Source organism: Poritiphilus flavus (genome assembly GCF_009901585.1).
Taxonomy (GTDB): Bacteria; Bacteroidota; Bacteroidia; order Flavobacteriales; family Flavobacteriaceae; genus Poritiphilus; species Poritiphilus flavus.
In genome coordinates, this window is record NZ_WXYO01000007.1 from 293,354 (window position 1) to 310,785 (window position 17,432).

The 17,432-nt window shown below is 45.0% G+C and carries 15 protein-coding genes; 8 read left to right on the plus strand and 7 right to left on the minus strand.

The genetic code is table 11. From position 1 onward, the window contains the following. The first annotated feature begins 8 nt into the window (after positions 1-8). The 4 genes from hisF to GTQ38_RS16530 all read left to right on the plus strand — a co-directional run bounded on the left by hisF (position 9) and on the right by GTQ38_RS16530 (position 4,190). Positions 9-764, plus strand: coding sequence for an imidazole glycerol phosphate synthase subunit HisF (gene hisF, locus GTQ38_RS16515; RefSeq protein ID WP_161436654.1), 756 nt, complete (start codon positions 9-11; stop codon positions 762-764). Positions 765-844: 80 nt separating this feature from the next. Continuing rightward, positions 845-1,456 (plus strand): bifunctional phosphoribosyl-AMP cyclohydrolase/phosphoribosyl-ATP diphosphatase HisIE, encoded by a 612-nt coding sequence (gene hisIE, locus GTQ38_RS16520; protein WP_161436655.1) that lies wholly within the window; start codon positions 845-847, stop codon positions 1,454-1,456. A 62-nt stretch (positions 1,457-1,518) separates the two neighbouring features. Continuing rightward, a complete protein-coding gene (locus GTQ38_RS16525; RefSeq protein ID WP_161436656.1) occupies positions 1,519-2,685 on the plus strand; it encodes a vWA domain-containing protein in 1,167 nt (388 codons plus the stop codon). Between the two features lie 35 nt (positions 2,686-2,720). Continuing rightward, positions 2,721-4,190, plus strand: coding sequence for an AAA family ATPase (locus GTQ38_RS16530; RefSeq protein WP_161436657.1), 1,470 nt, complete (start codon positions 2,721-2,723; stop codon positions 4,188-4,190). A 58-nt stretch (positions 4,191-4,248) separates the two neighbouring features. On the opposite strand, the gene GTQ38_RS16535 is transcribed toward GTQ38_RS16530, so the two are convergent. Then, positions 4,249-5,742, minus strand: a complete 1,494-nt coding sequence (locus tag GTQ38_RS16535) for a sensor histidine kinase (protein WP_161436658.1) — start codon at positions 5,740-5,742, stop codon at positions 4,249-4,251. Continuing rightward, positions 5,739-6,437, minus strand: a complete 699-nt coding sequence (locus GTQ38_RS16540; RefSeq protein ID WP_161436659.1) for a response regulator transcription factor — start codon at positions 6,435-6,437, stop codon at positions 5,739-5,741. Before GTQ38_RS16540 ends, GTQ38_RS16535 begins: the two co-directional genes overlap by 4 nt. Before the next feature lie 241 nt (positions 6,438-6,678). On the opposite strand from GTQ38_RS16540, the gene GTQ38_RS16545 reads away from it, so the two are divergent. Further along, on the plus strand, positions 6,679-10,284 hold the full coding sequence (locus tag GTQ38_RS16545; RefSeq protein WP_161436660.1) for a T9SS type A sorting domain-containing protein: 3,606 nt from the start codon (positions 6,679-6,681) through the stop codon (positions 10,282-10,284). A 276-nt stretch (positions 10,285-10,560) separates the two neighbouring features. Here GTQ38_RS16545 and GTQ38_RS16550 read toward each other — a convergent pair whose 3' ends face one another. From GTQ38_RS16550 to GTQ38_RS16560, 3 genes are all read right to left on the minus strand, one after another. After that, positions 10,561-11,043: a hypothetical protein gene (locus GTQ38_RS16550; RefSeq protein ID WP_161436661.1), complete on the minus strand. Its 483-nt coding sequence runs from the start codon at positions 11,041-11,043 to the stop codon at positions 10,561-10,563. A gap of 151 nt (positions 11,044-11,194) precedes the next feature. Beyond that, the gene (locus GTQ38_RS16555) at positions 11,195-12,430 is read right to left on the minus strand and encodes a DUF418 domain-containing protein (protein WP_161436662.1); all 1,236 of its coding nucleotides are present in this window, start codon (positions 12,428-12,430) and stop codon (positions 11,195-11,197) included. Positions 12,431-12,596: 166 nt separating this feature from the next. Next, positions 12,597-13,037, minus strand: coding sequence for a hypothetical protein (locus GTQ38_RS16560; RefSeq protein WP_161436663.1), 441 nt, complete (start codon positions 13,035-13,037; stop codon positions 12,597-12,599). 170 nt (positions 13,038-13,207) lie between these two features. Here GTQ38_RS16560 and GTQ38_RS16565 point away from each other — a divergent pair, with 170 nt between their 5' ends. From GTQ38_RS16565 to GTQ38_RS16575, 3 genes are read left to right on the plus strand one after another with little or no spacing between them, the layout of a single operon-like run. Continuing rightward, entirely contained in the window at positions 13,208-14,002 is a 795-nt protein-coding gene (locus GTQ38_RS16565) for a tRNA pseudouridine synthase A (protein ID WP_161436664.1), read from the plus strand. A gap of 38 nt (positions 14,003-14,040) precedes the next feature. Then, positions 14,041-14,910, plus strand: coding sequence for an alpha/beta hydrolase (locus tag GTQ38_RS16570; protein ID WP_161436665.1), 870 nt, complete (start codon positions 14,041-14,043; stop codon positions 14,908-14,910). After that, entirely contained in the window at positions 14,903-15,709 is an 807-nt protein-coding gene (locus GTQ38_RS16575; protein WP_161436666.1) for an alpha/beta hydrolase, read from the plus strand. Before GTQ38_RS16570 ends, GTQ38_RS16575 begins: the two co-directional genes overlap by 8 nt. Here the strand turns inward: GTQ38_RS16575 and cysM are convergent. Both cysM and epsC read right to left on the minus strand, forming a co-directional pair. After that, positions 15,706-16,587: a cysteine synthase CysM gene (gene cysM / locus GTQ38_RS16580; protein ID WP_161436667.1), complete on the minus strand. Its 882-nt coding sequence runs from the start codon at positions 16,585-16,587 to the stop codon at positions 15,706-15,708. The two genes, GTQ38_RS16575 and cysM, sit on opposite strands and share 4 nt — an antisense overlap. Next, entirely contained in the window at positions 16,577-17,371 is a 795-nt protein-coding gene (gene epsC / locus GTQ38_RS16585) for a serine O-acetyltransferase EpsC (RefSeq protein ID WP_161436668.1), read from the minus strand. The genes cysM and epsC overlap by 11 nt, the downstream gene beginning before the upstream one ends. Positions 17,372-17,432: the final 61 nt, after the last annotated feature.

Sequence of the window (17,432 nt, forward strand, 5' to 3'; positions counted from 1 at the left end):
CACAAGAAATGCTTACAAAACGCATTATTCCCTGCCTTGATATTAAGAACGGACGCACCGTAAAAGGGGTAAACTTTGTAGATCTCAGAGATGCCGGAGACCCGGTGGAACTCGCCGCCATCTATGCGGAAAAAGGGGCAGACGAGCTGGTCTTTCTGGATATCTCTGCGACAGAAGAACGAAGAAAAACCCTGGCGGATCTGGTTCGTCGGGTGGCCGAAAAGGTAAATATTCCTTTTACGGTTGGAGGTGGGATCTCCTCAATAGAAGATGTGAACATCCTCCTGAAAAACGGAGCGGACAAAGTATCGGTAAATTCCTCTGCGGTAAAGCGCCCGGAACTGATCAACGAACTTGTGGCCAAATTCGGATCACAGTGCATAGTCGTAGCTATTGACGCTAAAAAGATAGGTGAGAATTGGAAGGTGCACCTGGTAGGAGGAAAGGTTCCCACGGATGTTGATCTGTTTGAATGGGCTGAAGAAGTGGAGAAGCGTGGCGCCGGTGAGATCCTGTTTACTTCAATGGATCATGACGGAACAAAGAACGGGTTCGCGAACGAGGCTTTGGCTCAGCTTTCAGAATCCCTTAAAATTCCGATAATCGCTTCAGGCGGAGCCGGAAATATGCAACATTTTGTGGATACCTTTGTCGATGGGAAAGCAGATGCGGCTTTGGCCGCCAGTGTCTTCCATTTTAAAGAAATTGAAATAGCAGACCTTAAAGAAACACTTAAACTCAACAATATTCCGGTTAGGATCTGACGGCCAATTCAATGAGCTTAATTGATCATTGAGAACTGTATTCCTGGCAGATATATTTATAGAGACTTAATTATTAAGATATGAAGATTGATTTTACCAAAAGTCCGGATAATCTGGTTCCTGCAATTGTACAGGATAATGAGACAAGAAAAGTGTTGATGCTGGGTTATATGAACGAGGAAGCCCTGAACCTGACGAGGAGCAGCGGTAAAGTCACGTTTTACAGCAGATCTAAACAGCGACTCTGGACCAAGGGGGAAGAAAGCGGGAACTATTTGCAATTGGTAGAGGTGAAAGCCGACTGTGACGCGGATGCGCTTTTAGTTTATGCTACTCCGCAGGGCCCTACCTGCCATACCGGAAGTGATACCTGCTGGAATGAGGAAAATGACCCCAATTATGGATTTTTGAGTCAGCTTGAAGGGATTATTGCAGATAGAAAAGCCCTTGCCGAATCCAAAGATCAGGCCCAAAAACCAAGTTATGTGGCCTCATTATTTCAAAAGGGGATCAATAAAATTGCTCAGAAAGTAGGAGAGGAGGCCGTAGAAACGGTCATTGAGGCAAAAGATGATAACGACGATCTATTTCTCAATGAAAGTGCAGATCTGCTCTTCCATCTGTTAATACTTTTGCAGGCTAAAGGCTACAGTTTGCAGGACATTGTGGGGGTTCTAAAATCCCGTCATTAAACAAAATCGTTAAGTTTTCTTAAAAAGATCAGCCATTTTACGAAATGTAGTATTTTTATAAGATGGCTATGATATCGAGAAAAGGCTTCCGCTTTTCTTCCTATGAAGCACCGGAACAGACCCCTTTTGAAAAACTCTTCGAAATTTTTCAGGAACTGATCACTCACACCTCTGGGGATGTGGATGAGGCACTGGATTGGCTCAGGGAGTTGGACGAGGAATACGAGCTCACGGACGACGAGTACACCATAGATGATTTCATTGAAGACCTCAAGGCCAAGGGCTATTTGCGGGAAGAATTTGAAGATGGAGGTGGAGAAGGTGAGGGTCAGGAAGGTGAGGAAGGTGATGGCGATGGCAATGGGACGCTTTCCATAACAGCAAAGATGGAGAGGATCATCCGAAAAAGGGCCCTGGATCAGATCTTCGGCAAATTAAAACGCAGCGGAAACGGGAACCACAAGACTGGAAAATCCGGTAGGGGAGACGAGCATACCGGAGAGTTCCGGGAATACCGCTATGGAGATGGCCTGGAACATATTTCCATGACCGAAAGCCTAAAGAATGCCCAGATCAACCATGGGATGGATAGCTTTTCGCTGGACGAAAATGATCTTGTAGTAGAAGACACCCAGCATAAGGCACAAATGAGTACTGTTCTTATGATAGATATCAGTCACAGTATGATCCTTTATGGGGAAGATCGCATTACACCTGCTAAGAAAGTGGCCATGGCCCTGGCGGAATTGATCACCACGCGCTATCCGAAAGATACCTTGGATATCCTGGTGTTCGGAAATGATGCCTGGCCCATAGCCATTAAAGAGTTGCCCTATCTTAAAGTAGGGCCTTATCATACCAATACGGTTGCCGGCCTTCAATTGGCTATGGACATGCTCAGAAGAAAGCGAAATACCAACAAGCAGATCTTTATGATCACAGATGGAAAGCCTAGCTGCCTGAGGATGCCGGATGGTACCTATTATAAGAACAGTGTAGGGCTGGACGACTTTATTGTTGAAAAGTGCTACAATATGGCCAGGATGGCACGGAAATTACATATCCCGATTACCACTTTTATGATCGCTCAGGACCCTTATCTGATGCGTTTTGTGCGCCAATTCACTGAGGCGAACAAAGGCAAGGCGCTTTTCACCGGGCTTCAGGGGTTGGGGGAAATGATTTTCGAAGACTATGAACAAAACAGAAGGAAACGATTAAGAGGATAAACCTATTTACAACTTAAAGAGGACAAAGCGTACAGATGAAAATAGAAACCAAAAAGCTGAAAACTTTAGGTGATTTAAAGAAAAGTGGCTACATATCCAGATCTATCAAGGACGAACTACGCCATAACCTTGTAGCTAAGATAAAAAATGGTGAAACCACATTTGAAGGCGTATGGGGTTACGAAAACTCAGTGATCCCGGAATTGGAAAGGGCCATACTATCCAGGCATAACATCAATTTATTAGGACTGAGAGGACAGGCCAAAACACGTCTGGCCAGACTAATGATAAACCTGCTGGATGAATGGATCCCCATTGTGGAAGGTTCGGAGATCAATGATGATCCCTTTAAGCCCTTATCGCGATATGCCAGGGAACTGATTGAAGAGCAGGGAGACGCCACACCGATTTCCTGGCTTCACAGGAGCGACCGTTTTTATGAAAAGCTGGCTACACCAGATGTCACGGTAGCGGATCTCATTGGTGATGTAGACCCTATAAAGGCAGCTAATCTCAGACTGTCTTATGCGGATGAACGCGTAATACATTTTGGAATGATCCCAAGGGCTAACCGCTGTATCTTCGTGATCAACGAATTGCCCGACCTGCAGGCCAGGATCCAGGTATCTCTTTTCAATATTTTGGAAGAAGGGGATATCCAGATCAGGGGCTTCAAACTGCGCTTGCCGCTAGACCTGCAATTTGTATTTACAGCAAATCCCGAAGACTATACGAATAGGGGAAGTATCGTTACACCTTTAAAGGACAGGATTGGCTCTCAGATACTGACGCATTACCCTGAAGATATTGAAACTGCCAGGAAGATCACGGATCAGGAATCAGCGCTGGAGCAAGACCAGCAAGATATGGTCTATGTTCCGGCTTTGGCTAAAAACCTCCTGGAACAGATCAGTTTTGAAGCGAGAAAAAGTCCGTATGTAGACGCTAAAAGCGGTGTTAGTGCCAGAACAAGCATCACAGCTTACGAAAACTTACTCAGCACGGCAGAACGCCGTGCATTACGACTGGGGCTAGACCGTACGACCGTACGATTAAGTGATTTTATGGGCTTGGTCCCGGCAATTACAGGAAAGATAGAATTGGTGTACGAAGGGGAGCAGGAAGGTGCGGATACCGTGGCCACCCTGCTGATCGAGGAAGCTGTAAAATCCATATTCCCCGATTTCTTTCCTAAGATCAACAAATTGGAACACAAAGACGCGGAGTCGCCCTATGACGAGTTGATTCACTGGTTTTTTGAAGGTAACGGGTTTGAGCTATTGGACGATCTGGATGATAAGGATTACCAAAAAGAACTGGACAGTATTCCACCGCTGAACCAATTATTAAAAGAACATCAACCCCACTTTCCTAAAAAGGACAGTTACTTCCTTAAGGAGATATTACTTTGGGGTCTGGTTGCCCATAAAAAATTGAGCAAGTACCGCTTTACTCAGGGCTACCAATTCAAGGATGTCTATGGTAGCTATATCAGCCGTTTATAAAATCAAAGAACCCTGACGCTTGGTCAGGGTTCTTCCTTTCATAGCAATTATTTTCCCATTATACCTGATAAGCCGGTAAATTGAAAATAAAAGAACTGCCTTCTTTCGGTTTGCTTAAAACCGTAATAGTGGTATCGTGTAGATCCATGATTTTTTTGACGATCGCCAGGCCAAGCCCGTACCCTTGTTTTTTAGTGCCCTTGTCCACCTGTTTGTAGCGATCAAAAATAAACGGCTGTTCACTCAGAGGTATGCCCGTCCCGGTATCTGTAATATTAATCTCAACGTTCTCGTTCTTCCGTTTCAGGGATAGAACAACCTTACCCTTGGGTTCCGTAAACTTAATCGCGTTTTCTATGAGGTTTTGAAGTGCCCTTTCCACAAGGCTTACATCGGCGAAAACCATACTGTTCTCTTCAGGATTATCCAGTTCCAGCTGCACACCTTTTCTTTCCGCAATAACTTTGAATTTGGCAATAAGGTCATGAGACAATTCAGTTATGGAGAAGGGTTCCTTAACCGGTGTTACCTGTTCCGCTTCTAATTTGGAGTATTCAAACAACTGGTTGATAAGCTTTGAGAGTTTATCTACATTGTCGTGAGTAATCTGTAAATATTCCTCTTGTTCCGCCTCGCTGAGCGAACTCTTTTTCATCTGAAGCGTTTCCACGTAACCTTTCAATATGGCTAATGGGGTTCGGAGGTCGTGTGATACGTTTGCGATCAATTCACGCCTCAACGCGTCTACCGATTTCATTTTATCTATGTTCCCCACAATGGTATCCGCCATTTCATTAAAGGAATAGGCAAAAACTTCGATATCCGATTTTTCAGGATTTTCAATCCGGACATCCAGGTCGCCCTCACGAAACTTGCGAACGGTTTGAGTGATCAGTCGTAGGTTCTTTGTGAGGAACCAAATACTTAACATGCCTATAAGGGCGGCGAATAGCATGGTCAGGATAGTGGCGCCAACACCCAGTTTTGCAAAATACTGCCCCATCAGATTGTCGCTGATAAGCTCAAATTCCCGCCCAGCCAGTATAATATAAATGTAACCCTCGCGTCCGTCTACATTAAAACTGGCCGCGGAGAATATTTTTTGCTTTTCGGGATCCCGGGGATCATCGCCCAGGATATAGTTTTCTCCTTTATCAGCTATAAAAGAATTCACCGGATCCAGAGAGACAAACTTAGCCGGAGCATTGTCACTGTGATCCAGTACCACCGAATAGAGTATCTCCCCTGTGGTATCCAGAAGGTATACTTCTATGCTTCGGTTAACGGCCATCATATCGTGCATCAGGTCGCCAAACAGTTCTTTGTTCGGGCTACCGTCTTCCAAAAAAGGCGAGGCGTTCTGAAACTTTTCTTCGATCAGGTGATTGGCAATATTTGCATTGACCCGCTGTGCTGTGGCCTGATTGTATCTGTTGGCAAAGTAGCCCGTGATAAAAACATAGGAAGCTCCCATCAGTACAATGATCAATATGAAAGCCAACCACAACTTTTTTACCAAACGGGGTGTAAGTGTTTTTTCCGCGTTGCTCATGTAGCGATATCTTCGTTAAACTTATAACCTACGCCCCAGGTAGTGAGTATATAGGTCGGATTGGCCATATCGGACTCGATCTTCGCCCTTAGCCTATTGATGTGAGAGTTTACCGTATGCTCGTAACCTTCAAAATTATATCCCCAAATCATGTTCAGCAGTTCGCTCCTGGAGTAATTCCTCCCTGGATTAGACGCCATCAAAACCAGTAATTCAAACTCCTTGGGAGACAATTCTATTCGTTTGTCGTTCAGCAGTATCTTTCGCTTTTCTATGTCTATATGCAGGTTCTCAAAATTGAGGGCACTACTTTGTTCTTCTTCCTTGGGTTGAGCGCTTGACCGTCGAATCACCGCTTTAATTCGCGCCAACAACTCCCTTATACTGAAAGGTTTAGTAATGTAATCATCAGCGCCAATCTCCAGACCAAGAACGCGATCGATCTCTTCGGATTTAGCGGTAAGCATAATTATTGGGGTGGATTTCTGGGTGCGTAATCTTTTACAGACCTCAACGCCATCCATGACCGGAAGCGTAAGATCCAGCAATATAAGGTCATAGTCATTTTCCAGGGCCATTTGAAGGCCGGTTTCACCATCCATTGCCTTATCTGTTGAGTAGATAAGATCGGTTAAATGGATTTCCAGCAGTTTGATGATCTCCTGGTCGTCTTCTATAATTAGGATTTTCTTCATAATCTAGGGTACGAAAAACGTTAAAAAGTATCACATAAATATCACACCTCTATAAAATTAGGTGATCTGTTCCAATTCTTCAAAAGCGCTAAAAATTACTGGGATTACCGGGCTTCCAGGATGACTTTTGTCCGAAATAATCACAAAACCCTTACAAGAATCACGGAAAAGTTTAAGGTTTTGTGACATTTCTGTTATGTAGTTAAGGTTAATTTGATAGAAACTGTTAAAACATTAGAAAATGGGAAAAAAATTACTCGTGAAAAAGATTACGGATCAGGATTCAGGCCTCTGGGAATGGCTGATACCTCTGTTCTTGATCTGTTTTTTGTTTTTTAGCTCCAATACCTTTGCGCTTTCGGGCCCGGAGGTACCCTCTTCCGAAGCACTCAACATTGACGGAGGGGAGATTAGCGGTGGCCCTTTTGAGTTTTGTGTGGGTGATGGTATACCTGACAATGTATCCGGCATTACACTAACCGGAAACAATACTGAAAACTCTCAGTGGGTGGTCACCGATGAAGCCGGAACCATTCTCGGACTACCTCCAACTCCGGAAGCCGTAGATTTTGACGGAGCGGGTCCGGGAGTATGCCTGATCTGGCATCTGAGTTATGCGGACGGACTCTTAGGCCTGGAGGCAGGCAATAATACGGCAACCGACCTGATTGGAAGTTATGACTTCTCCAATTCCATTACCGTTTACAGAAACCAACCAGACGGTGGAGTCCTTACCGGCGGGCCCTACGAGTTTATAGTAGGAGACGGAATTGCAGACAATGTATCTTCCGTGGAACTGTCCGGCAATTCAGGGGCTTATTCACAATGGGTAGTTACCGATGAAGCCGGAACCATTCTTGGACTTCCTCCATCTCCTGAAGCGGTTGACTTTGATGGCGCAGGACCAGGCGTTTGCCTGATCTGGCATTTGAGTTACGAGGACGGACTTACCGGCCTGGAAGCAGGTAACAATGCAACTACTGATCTACAGGGTTGTTATGACCTTTCTAACGACATTCGTGTTGTTCGCCGTGAACTGGACGGTGGGACCATTAGCACAGAAGACGAAACAGAGCTTTGCCTGACAGGGGAGGAGATCTTCCTCAACTTTGAAGTTAGCGGGGAGTATGGCCTTAATACCTATTGGATACAGACTGAGCGGGCAAACGGAAAGATCATCAAGGTACAGTCTTCATCTGAATTCGGTTTTGATTTTCCGGCCTGGTGTACAATTTATCATATTTCTTTTGGAACGGTTACCGGCCTGAGTCCTGGAAATTTCATCGGAGATCTCGGGGGTACATTCGACCTTTCCAACGGGATAGATGTATATCGCTCTGAAGCTATCGGAGGGGAAATTTCAGGAGGACCTTTTCAATTTAGAGTAAGCGATGGCCAGGCAGACCATGTTTCGGGAGTTTATGTTTCCGGCAATAAAGGGGCTAATTCGCAATGGGTGGTAACAGACGAAGCAGGGACTATCCTGGGTTTGCCACCAACTCCGGAAGCGGTTGACTTTGATGGCGCAGGACCAGGTGTATGCCTGATCTGGCACCTTAGCTATGCCGATGGCCTTACAGGCCTGGAGGCTGGCAATAATGCCCTGACGGATCTGGAAGGTTGTTATGACCTTTCTAACGAAGTTCGGGTAGAACGTATTGAAGTAATAGGCGGTGAGATCAGCGGGGGACCTTTTGAGTTCTGCGTGGGAGATGATGTGCCTGATAATGTTTCTGGAGTAAGCCTTAGCGGCAATTCAGGCTCTAATTCACAATGGGTGGTAACAGACGAAGCAGGGACTATCCTGGGCTTACCACCAACTCCGGAAGCGGTAGACTTTGATGGAGCAGGACCGGGTGTATGTCTGATCTGGCACCTTAGTTATGAAGACGGACTGACAGGCCTGGAACCCGGGAATAACGCTCTAACGGACCTATATGGATACTACGATCTCTCCAATGAAATAAGGGTTTATAGAGATCAGCCTGAGGGAGGAGAAGTGACTGGCGGACCATTTGAATTCCTGGTTGGTGATGGCCTTCCGGATAATATATGGGTAGACGTTTCAGGGAATAGCGGTGATAACTTCCAATGGGTGATTACCGATGAAGAAGGAAATATACTGGGACTTCCCGGGAATCCTGAAGAAGTGAATTTTGACGGCGCAGGACCAGGTGTCTGCCTGGTATGGCATTTGAGCTACTCCGACGGCCTGACCGGGCTGGAAATGGGTAATAACGCCTTGACCGACTTAGAAGGTTGCTATGACTTTTCTAATTATGCCAAGGTCGTACGGACTACAGTGAACGGAGGTGAGATCAGCGGCGGACCATTTGAATTCTGCGTAGGAGATGGAGAGGCGGACAACGTTTCTGGCATCACACTAAGCGGAAATATTGGGGCGAACTCTCAATGGGTGGTTACCGATGATTCGGGAACCATCCTTGGTCTGCCTCCAATGCCGAGCGCTGTTGATTTTGACGGTGCAGGGCCAGGACTATGCCTGATTTGGCACTTGAGCTATGCGGATGGACTAACCGGACTCGAAGCCGGGAACAACGCCCTTACTGACCTGGATGGAGATTACGACCTTTCTAATGAAATAGCTGTATACAGAAATCAACCTGAAGGGGGCGAACTTTCCGGAGGACCATACGAATTCCTTGTTGGAGATGGAAATCCCGATAATGTGATGAACGTAGTCCTGAGTGGAAATAGTGGCGCTAATTCCCAATGGGTAGTTACCGATGAAGCAGGAACTATTTTAGGATTACCGCCTGCACCGGAAGCTGTTGATTTTGATGGAGCCGGTCCTGGTGTCTGCCTGATCTGGCACCTGAGCTATGCCGATGGTCTGATGGGCCTGGAAGCGGGCAACAATGCACTAACCGATCTCTATGGATGTTATGACCTTTCCAATGAGGTCCGCGTAGTACGCAAAACAGTTAGTGGTGGTGAAATCGCCGGGGGTCCTTTTGAGTTTTGTGTGGGTGATGACCAGCCGGACAATGTCTCTGGTGTCACGCTTAACGGAAACGTAGGTCCCAACTCCCAATGGGTGGTAACCGATGAAGCAGGAATGATCCTTGGCCTGCCTCCAAACCCGGAAGCTGTAAACTTTGATGGGGCCGGCCCTGGCGTTTGCCTGATCTGGCACCTTAGCTATGAAGACGGCCTGACCGGCCTGGAAGCAGGGAATAATGCGCTTACGGACCTTATGGGTTATTACGACCTCTCTAATGATATTCGGGTATACCGAAACCAGCCTGAAGGAGGCGAGATAAGCGGTGGTCCCTTTGAATTTACTGTAGGCGATGGTGTGCCCGACAATGTTTCCGGGGTTAGTGTTAGCGGAAACAGCGGCGCTAATTCCCAATGGGTGGTGACCGATGAAGAAGGGCTCATTCTTGGCCTGCCACCAAATCCGGAAGCAGTAGACTTCGACGGAGCAGGAGTTGGTGTATGTCTGATATGGCATTTGAGCTATGCGGACGGACTCACCGGACTGGAAGCAGGAAACAATGCGCTGACTGACCTTGTCGGTTGTTATGACCTCTCAAACGAGGTGAGGGTGGAACGCGTAGACGCGCAAGCCGGCAAAAGCAGTGTTACACTCTTCCCAATACCGGCAAAAGGAGTGCTGAACGTGGTTTCTAAAGAAATGGATGCCAGTAAGGCTTCATTTAACCTGTTCGACCTTGGAGGCAATAATATTACCGCGAGACTAAGGCCAATAGATGATGAGGGAACATCCTTCGATATCCAATCCCTTCCAAGCGGGATGTACTTTTTGCAGATCAGGGACGAAAACGGCAGATCCTATACCAAAAAGATAATTAAGCAATAACCATTAACATTAGTTTATCTGAAGAACCTTGGGATCCCGTTCCCAAGGTTTTTGTTTTCGCTGATCTGACCTAATGCTACAATAAATATGAAGATTTTAAAAGTTTAAACTTTTGTGATACTTATGCCACTTTCTTTGGCTTAATTTACATCGTATGGAAGTTCGGATCGTCCGTGCTGTTCTATACACTTTAATTGTTAGGTTGTTGTTTGTTTTAAATGAAAAGACCTTGGAATAAGCTCCAAGGTCTTTTACTTTGCCATAACATGAATTTCTTTAGGGCCAGGGATCTATATTTTCGTTGATGTTGTCAAAATTGTAGTCTCCAACCTTGTTCTTTCGATGCCATATCACTAATACGGTTAGTGCCATAAGGCTGAGCTGTAAGCAGAATATCAAGATCCCCATGGGCAGAAATGTTCCGGGCAGAATATGGTCCTCATAGTCTTTATAGCTCATTAAAATGTAAAATGTATCGCTCGCCTTAAAGAGATATATCAGGAAAATAGCATAGAGAGCATATTCCAGGTTTCTCATGGCAGGGTCTGTATACTCTTCCTCCCTGATCTTAAATCTAAGGACATATAGGTAGGTAAAGTGTATAATAGTAAGCAGCGGAAAAATATAATTATCAAACTTTACCAGGTAAAACTTATTGGTATAGAGCCCGTAAAAGTTTAGTACTATCAACGAGATCAGCACACCTATAGTCAACGCCAGACACCTATTTAAGGTAAATAGTTTTAAGATCGAGTTCATATAAGTAGGTTTCAAGGTTTTGGGGACCTTGTACGCAGTCTAAAACGACTACGGTGAAACCTTTATTTCAAAAAAATCGATGAAGCGCACGCAATGTTGAGTAACCTCTGATTCTTGTGGCGAAACCCTATTAATTGTAAGTCCGAAATCCTTAAACTACCGCTTTGTCGATCATCTTCCTTTTACGGAAAGGATAGCGCCTGAAATAAGTAAGGCTGCGCCATATCCACTCCAGTGGCCCATAATAGAAATAGCGGAGCCACCATTTGCTCAGTAGCATTTGTACAACGATGATTCCCAGGGCGATAAGGAAGGTGTAGCTGTTCCTTATTTCTCCAAGATATCCCAATCCCCAGCCAAAAAACAGAAAAGTCCCAGCAATGCTTTGAAAAACATAATTGCTAAGCGCCATTCTTCCGTAAGGAGCGAATTTCGATAACCATTTCCGCGGTTTCTTCATTCGATAACAAATGACAAAGAGAGACAGGATTATGAAGGTCATCGCAATATTGTTAAGGTCCAAAGCTGTCAGGCCTATCATAGCCAGCCAATTGTCAAAAGTCACTTCGGGGCCAAGATTTGCAAATGCCAGAATGGTAAGTCCGATGGAGACCACAAATAAGGCGATTGACCAAAGCAGTACATTTTTAACCAGCTTTTTGTGTTCTATAAAGTTTTTGAACAACCCCAGTCTGCCTACCATAAGTCCCAAAAGGAAAAATCCAAGTGTCAGATACGCCCTTCCAAAAATGCCCAACTGAAAGTCAGCTTTCATTAAATGTCCTTCTGTAGCGTTGGAGTAGAAGACCTCTTGTATTGTTCCTGTTTTCAGAATTTCAAAATAGTTTGCGATAAGCGGACTTGCGGGGGTGAGTTCACCCGGAAAGAACAGGTTTGCATCCTTAAATATGGCAAAGATCACAAAACGCCCTACACCAATGAATAGTAAGGATGCCAGGGCTATCAACCACTTATTGGAAACCTTATAGAAAGGGATCAAAAAAATACCCAGGACCGCATATATGGTAAGGATGTCCCCTCTGTAAAACATATGATGCAAATAACCGATCCCAAGCAGTAGCATTAGTCTCCAGAAAAAGCGCGCCCGGAAGTCCTCACCTCTGTCATAGGCGGAATCCATTTGTAAAAAGAAGCTCAGCCCAAAAAGAAAGGAGAACAAGGCAAAAAACTTTCCTCTTAAAAGTAAAAAAATGAAGCCGTCAACAATGTTGTCGGCAATACCCTGATGAGTGGCTTCCATAGCGCCCTCAGGCGTCGGAGCTCCAACATAATTCTCAACAATATGAACGATTACAATACCGGCAAGGGAAAATCCACGTAAGGCATCAACGATCTCCAGCCGTTTTTTAGGGGTTGTGGTGGTCATGAGGTGTTGTTTATTGATTGATAGACAATAAGTAAGATGACCTTTAGGGAAAAATGTTACATAATATCAGCTCAAATTTGAAAAAAAAGGGATTTTTTTAAGCAATAAAAAACCTGCTGGAAAAACTCCAGCAGGTCCGGCTGATTTAGGCTGGTTAGTTTCCGTTTTAGCTCAGCCAAAGCTTTTTGTCTGCCAAACGTGCAAAAAACACCAGGGCAATTCCAACAATGATCACGAACAGGGGAATTATGAGTCCCTGAACCTGCCCGTATAATTCTACTGAATTCGTCATAAAAAAACCATGGGCCATTTGGACCAGGATAGCCAAAAGGCTCAATGTCAGAACAGGTTTTGCCCATTTTTTCCGAAGAAGCAAAGCAATACATCCTAAAAGGCCACCCCAGGTAGCTATAGCAAAAGCTGCAGTAACCCAGGCGGGGGTACTATCGAATAATGCTGCCTGCTCCGGGCTTAGGTCTGCCCTGATCTGATCTTTCATAAAAGCGCTTCCCAGATAGGCCCAAACGCCTACCAGGTTCCATAATAGCGCCAAAACCGTTACAACCCAATACCAGGTTGGCGGCTTACTGCTGGATTTTTCAGTCATATAAATTTGGTTTAGTTGTTCGGTTTAAGGTACAAAAAAATACAGAATACAAATTGCGAATGGCTGCCGCTTTTCGTTCAGATACCAACCAAAGCGCCAAATGAGCTTACCGGAACGTAGCGGTAAATTTCCCTGAAGCGATTTTATCAGTTACTCCTTAAATTTATACTATGGATAAAAGATACTATTACCTGATCCGCTTGCAATACCTGGGGTTCCGCTATAGTGGTTGGCAAAAACAACCGGAATACAAAACCATTGAAGGAATGCTGCTTAAAACCCTGAAATTCGCACTGCCAGAACGGGATTACAAAATACTTGGAGCAGGCAGGACAGATGCCAAGGTTTCTGCCGAACAAGCTGCCTTTGAGCTATTTCTCAAAGGAGCCCCACTGGTGGATATGAAGCTCTTTCTGGAGACGATGAATAGCAATTTACCTCCTGATATTAAATTGATTAATATAGATGAAGTTAATGAAAACTTCAATATTATTAACCAATCAAAAATTAAAGAATATCATTACTTTTTCTCCTATGGTTCTAAGAATCACCCATTTTGTGCTCCGCTAATGGCCAATTTTCTTTTTCCTCTTGATATTGATTTGATGAAGCACGCGGCCACACTTTTCGCGGGCACCTATGATCTCAGGGCCTATACGACCAGGAGTAACGAAAACAAGCAATTTGTGAGAACAATTACGGCCTGTGAGCTGGTTGAAAATACCCTGATGCAGGCCAGTTTCTTTCCGGAGAAAAGTTATGTGCTCAAGGTAAGCGGCCCCGGTTTTATGAGGTATCAGATACGGATGATCATGGGCGCTTTGGTGGAATTGGGTAGGGGAGCCCTTAGTTTAGACACCATAAAGCAATCCCTTCAACCCAACTCTGATGTGCAATTCTCTTTTGTAGCACCGGGATCCGGACTGCAGCTGGCCAGGCTGGAGTTTCACGCCAACCCTTTGTAAGACCGAGATTTTTTGTACATTGAAAATAAATGACTTCCATGCCGGTTTGGGCTTACATTCTGCTGATCATTCTCGCGATCTACGCGATCATTAGTCTATTGCTGTATTTCTTGCAGGATTATTTCATGTTCAAACCCGAAAAACTACCCAAGGATTTCCAGTTTTATTATGACAACCAGGTGATCGAGGAATACAATGTGGAAACCAGGGATGGAGAAACCTTGAACGGTCTCCATTTTAAGACTCCAAACCCCAGAGGGATTGTGTTTTATTTAAAGGGAAATTCCAAGAGCATCAAAGGCTGGGGCAAATTCGCGGTAGATTTTACCAGGCACCGTTATGACGTGATTATGGTAGACTACAGGGGATTCGGAAAAAGTACGGGAAGGCGGAGCCAGAAGGCCATTAAGCGGGATATGCAGGTGGTCTATAACAAGATCAGGGAGAAAGTCGCGGAAAAGTATATTGTGCTATACGGCCGCTCTCTGGGATCCGGATTCGCTGCCAAGTTAGCTTCGATGAACAATCCCAGGATGCTTATCCTGGATGCCCCTTATTACAGCCTCAGGAAGGTGGCTAAGAAATATATTCCCTTCATGCCGCTCTCCTTGTTGTTGAAATTTCCCATGCCCACTTACAAATGGCTTAAATACGTCAACTGCCCGATTCATATTATTCACGGCACAGATGACAAGTTAATACCCTATAAGACCAGTGTAAAACTTTCCAAGATCAAACCAAAACTCACAACACTCTACACTGTAATAGGAGGAGGGCATAAAAACCTGAACAATTTTGAGTCTTACCATAAAATGCTAAGCGCGATCTTAACCACCAAACCAAAGAAAGTAAACCTTGAAGGATCGAGTATTGAAGTAAATCATTCCTCAAAACGCATCAATGCCTAGGTTGAAAAAGTTTGGGCTAGCCGCATTCTCAGGGTATCTTATTATTGCAGCGATGTTGTATTTATTACAGGAAAGACTCATTTTTTTGCCCACAAAATTACCTGCGGACTATCAGTTTAGCTTTACCCAGCCATTTCAAGAGGTTTTTTTGAAAGCCGGAGATGAGGCGCTGCTAAATGGAATTCATTTTACACTGGATAACCCAAGGGGGGTGATCCTGTATTTTCACGGAAATGCCGGAGACCTTAGCAGATGGGGGCAGATCACTTCTTTCTTTACAACAAAGGGATATGAAGTGATTGTGATGGATTACCGCACCTACGGTAAGAGCACAGGAAAGCTAAGTGAAGCGGTTTTATATACGGATGCAGCCTTGTTTTACAACTACGCCCAATCTAAATTCCCGGAAGATAAGATCATAGTCTACGGGCGTTCTTTAGGTACTGGAATTGCCTCTAAAATAGCTTCTTTAAATAATCCATCTAAACTAATACTTGAAACACCTTACTACAGTCTTGAAGATGTTGGCAAGTCCAGGTTCCCCTGGTTACCGGTTAAACTTCTCAGTCGTTATGCTATGCGATCTTATGAATTCGTGGCTCAGGTTAATTGTCCTATCACCATATTGCACGGTACCAGGGATCAGGTTGTGCCCTTTGAGTCTGGAGAGAAGCTCTTTGAGGCCATTCCGGGTAAGCAAAAAAAAATGATCGTAATAGAAGGGGGTGGGCACAATAACCTCGCAGGTTATGAGGCTTACCAAAATGCCATTAATGCCATATTGCTGGAGACCAATTAGAACAAGTCGGATGACAGGTACCGATCACCCCGGTCACATATAATGGAAACAATAGTACCGCTATCCAGTGTTTCCGCAAGCCTTAGTGCCGCGGCGGCAGCACCACCACTGCTCATTCCAGCGAAGATCCCTTCCTCTTTAGCCAGCTTTCTGGCCATTTCAGTAGCTTCAGCCTCACTGACTTCCAGGATCTGATCTACTTTTTCAGGCTTAAAGATCTTTGGCAAATAGGCTTCGGGCCATTTTCGGATCCCGGGGATCCTGGAATTATCAGTAGGCTGCACCCCTACGATCTGAATTCGTTCATCCTGTTCCTTCAGAAAGGTAGAAGTACCCATAATAGTTCCTGTGGTTCCCATTGAAGAGACGAAATGAGTAATCCCTCCTTCGGTATCTCTCCAGATCTCCGGCCCGGTAGTTTTGTAGTGGGCCCGCCAGTTGTCGTCATTGGCAAACTGGTTCAGCATTTGATAACCTTCGTCCCTTACCTTGGCCTCGGCATAGTCCCTGGCGCCCTCAATCCCAACATCCGCTGAAGTAAGTGTAACCTTTGCGCCATAGGCTCTCATGGTTTGTACCCTTTCTTTGGTAGAGTTTTCGGGCATCACCAGTTCGATATCCAATTTGTAGATCCCTGCTATCATAGCAAGCGCGATACCGGTATTTCCGCTAGTCGCTTCTATCAATCTGGATCCCGGCTTTATGTCGCCACGCTCCAGGCCACTTCGTATCATATTCAACGCAGCCCTGTCCTTAACACTTCCTCCGGGATTATGTCCTTCGAGCTTAAAAAAAAGCCGTACGTTCTTATTGGTATTCAGGACGGCAGATTCCACCAGGGGAGTGTTCCCTACAAGATCCAGTAAACTATGAGACACGCCTGGAGGTTTTTATTTTGATTTCCGGGGTATGAAAAACCGTGGAGTTAGCCGGAACCGAAGAAGTTAACCAGGAATTCCCGCCTATGACCGAATTTTCACCAATAACGGTTTGCCCGCCAAGGATGGTAGCGTTAGCATATATGGTAACATTGTCCTCAATGGTCGGGTGCCTTTTGGTCTTTTCCAGGTTTTTGGCTACATAAAGCGCTCCCAGAGTAACCCCCTGGTATATTTTGACATTATTTTTGATGACCGCAGTTTCCCCTATGACAACACCGGTAGCGTGATCAATGAAAAAGGAATCCCCGATCTGTGCCCCGGGATTGATGTCCACACCAGTCTGCCGGTGGGCGTATTCGGTCATCAGTCTCGGGACCATAGGAAAGCCTTTGCCGTAAAATCCGTGCGCAAGCCGGTAAATGGCAATGGCATAGAAACCGGGATAGGCCATATATACCTCTTCTATGGATAAGGAGGCCGGATCGCAACTCGCAATAGCTTCGGCATCCAGGTTGAGTTTCTCCAGGATCTGAGGAAGTGTACTCACATAATTCTGCCAGATCTGCTTACAGGGTTTTTTCACGTCCCAGCAAGCCAGGCTGACCAGTTCATCAAATTGTACTTCCAGTTTTTCCAGGTTCTCCGCAACCGGGGTTTCAATATCGAAAAGTGTCAGAAACAATAGATCTGTGAATGCTTCTGTTTTCTTCTTCAGCCGGTACCTGAGGTTTGGCTGCTTCTTGTTTTCCTTTATCTTTTGGATGATTGATGAAGTATCCATAAGTCTTAAGTTGAAATCCAAAATTAACTATTATTTACAAAGCCTATCGGACAAAAAGGTT

Bases quoted from the DNA above. Each gene is read 5' to 3' on its own strand.
- hisF (WP_161436654.1), top strand. From the start codon at position 9: ATGCTTACAAAACGCATTATTCCCTGCCTTGATATTAAGAACGGACGC.
- hisIE (WP_161436655.1), top strand. From the start codon at position 845: ATGAAGATTGATTTTACCAAAAGTCCGGATAATCTGGTTCCTGCAATT.
- GTQ38_RS16525 (WP_161436656.1), top strand. From the start codon at position 1,519: ATGGCTATGATATCGAGAAAAGGCTTCCGCTTTTCTTCCTATGAAGCA.
- GTQ38_RS16530 (WP_161436657.1), top strand. From the start codon at position 2,721: ATGAAAATAGAAACCAAAAAGCTGAAAACTTTAGGTGATTTAAAGAAA.
- GTQ38_RS16535 (WP_161436658.1), bottom strand. From the start codon at position 5,742: ATGAGCAACGCGGAAAAAACACTTACACCCCGTTTGGTAAAAAAGTTG.
- GTQ38_RS16540 (WP_161436659.1), bottom strand. From the start codon at position 6,437: ATGAAGAAAATCCTAATTATAGAAGACGACCAGGAGATCATCAAACTG.
- GTQ38_RS16545 (WP_161436660.1), top strand. From the start codon at position 6,679: ATGGGAAAAAAATTACTCGTGAAAAAGATTACGGATCAGGATTCAGGC.
- GTQ38_RS16550 (WP_161436661.1), bottom strand. From the start codon at position 11,043: ATGAACTCGATCTTAAAACTATTTACCTTAAATAGGTGTCTGGCGTTG.
- GTQ38_RS16555 (WP_161436662.1), bottom strand. From the start codon at position 12,430: ATGACCACCACAACCCCTAAAAAACGGCTGGAGATCGTTGATGCCTTA.
- GTQ38_RS16560 (WP_161436663.1), bottom strand. From the start codon at position 13,037: ATGACTGAAAAATCCAGCAGTAAGCCGCCAACCTGGTATTGGGTTGTA.
- GTQ38_RS16565 (WP_161436664.1), top strand. From the start codon at position 13,208: ATGGATAAAAGATACTATTACCTGATCCGCTTGCAATACCTGGGGTTC.
- GTQ38_RS16570 (WP_161436665.1), top strand. From the start codon at position 14,041: ATGCCGGTTTGGGCTTACATTCTGCTGATCATTCTCGCGATCTACGCG.
- GTQ38_RS16575 (WP_161436666.1), top strand. From the start codon at position 14,903: ATGCCTAGGTTGAAAAAGTTTGGGCTAGCCGCATTCTCAGGGTATCTT.
- epsC (WP_161436668.1), bottom strand. From the start codon at position 17,371: ATGGATACTTCATCAATCATCCAAAAGATAAAGGAAAACAAGAAGCAG.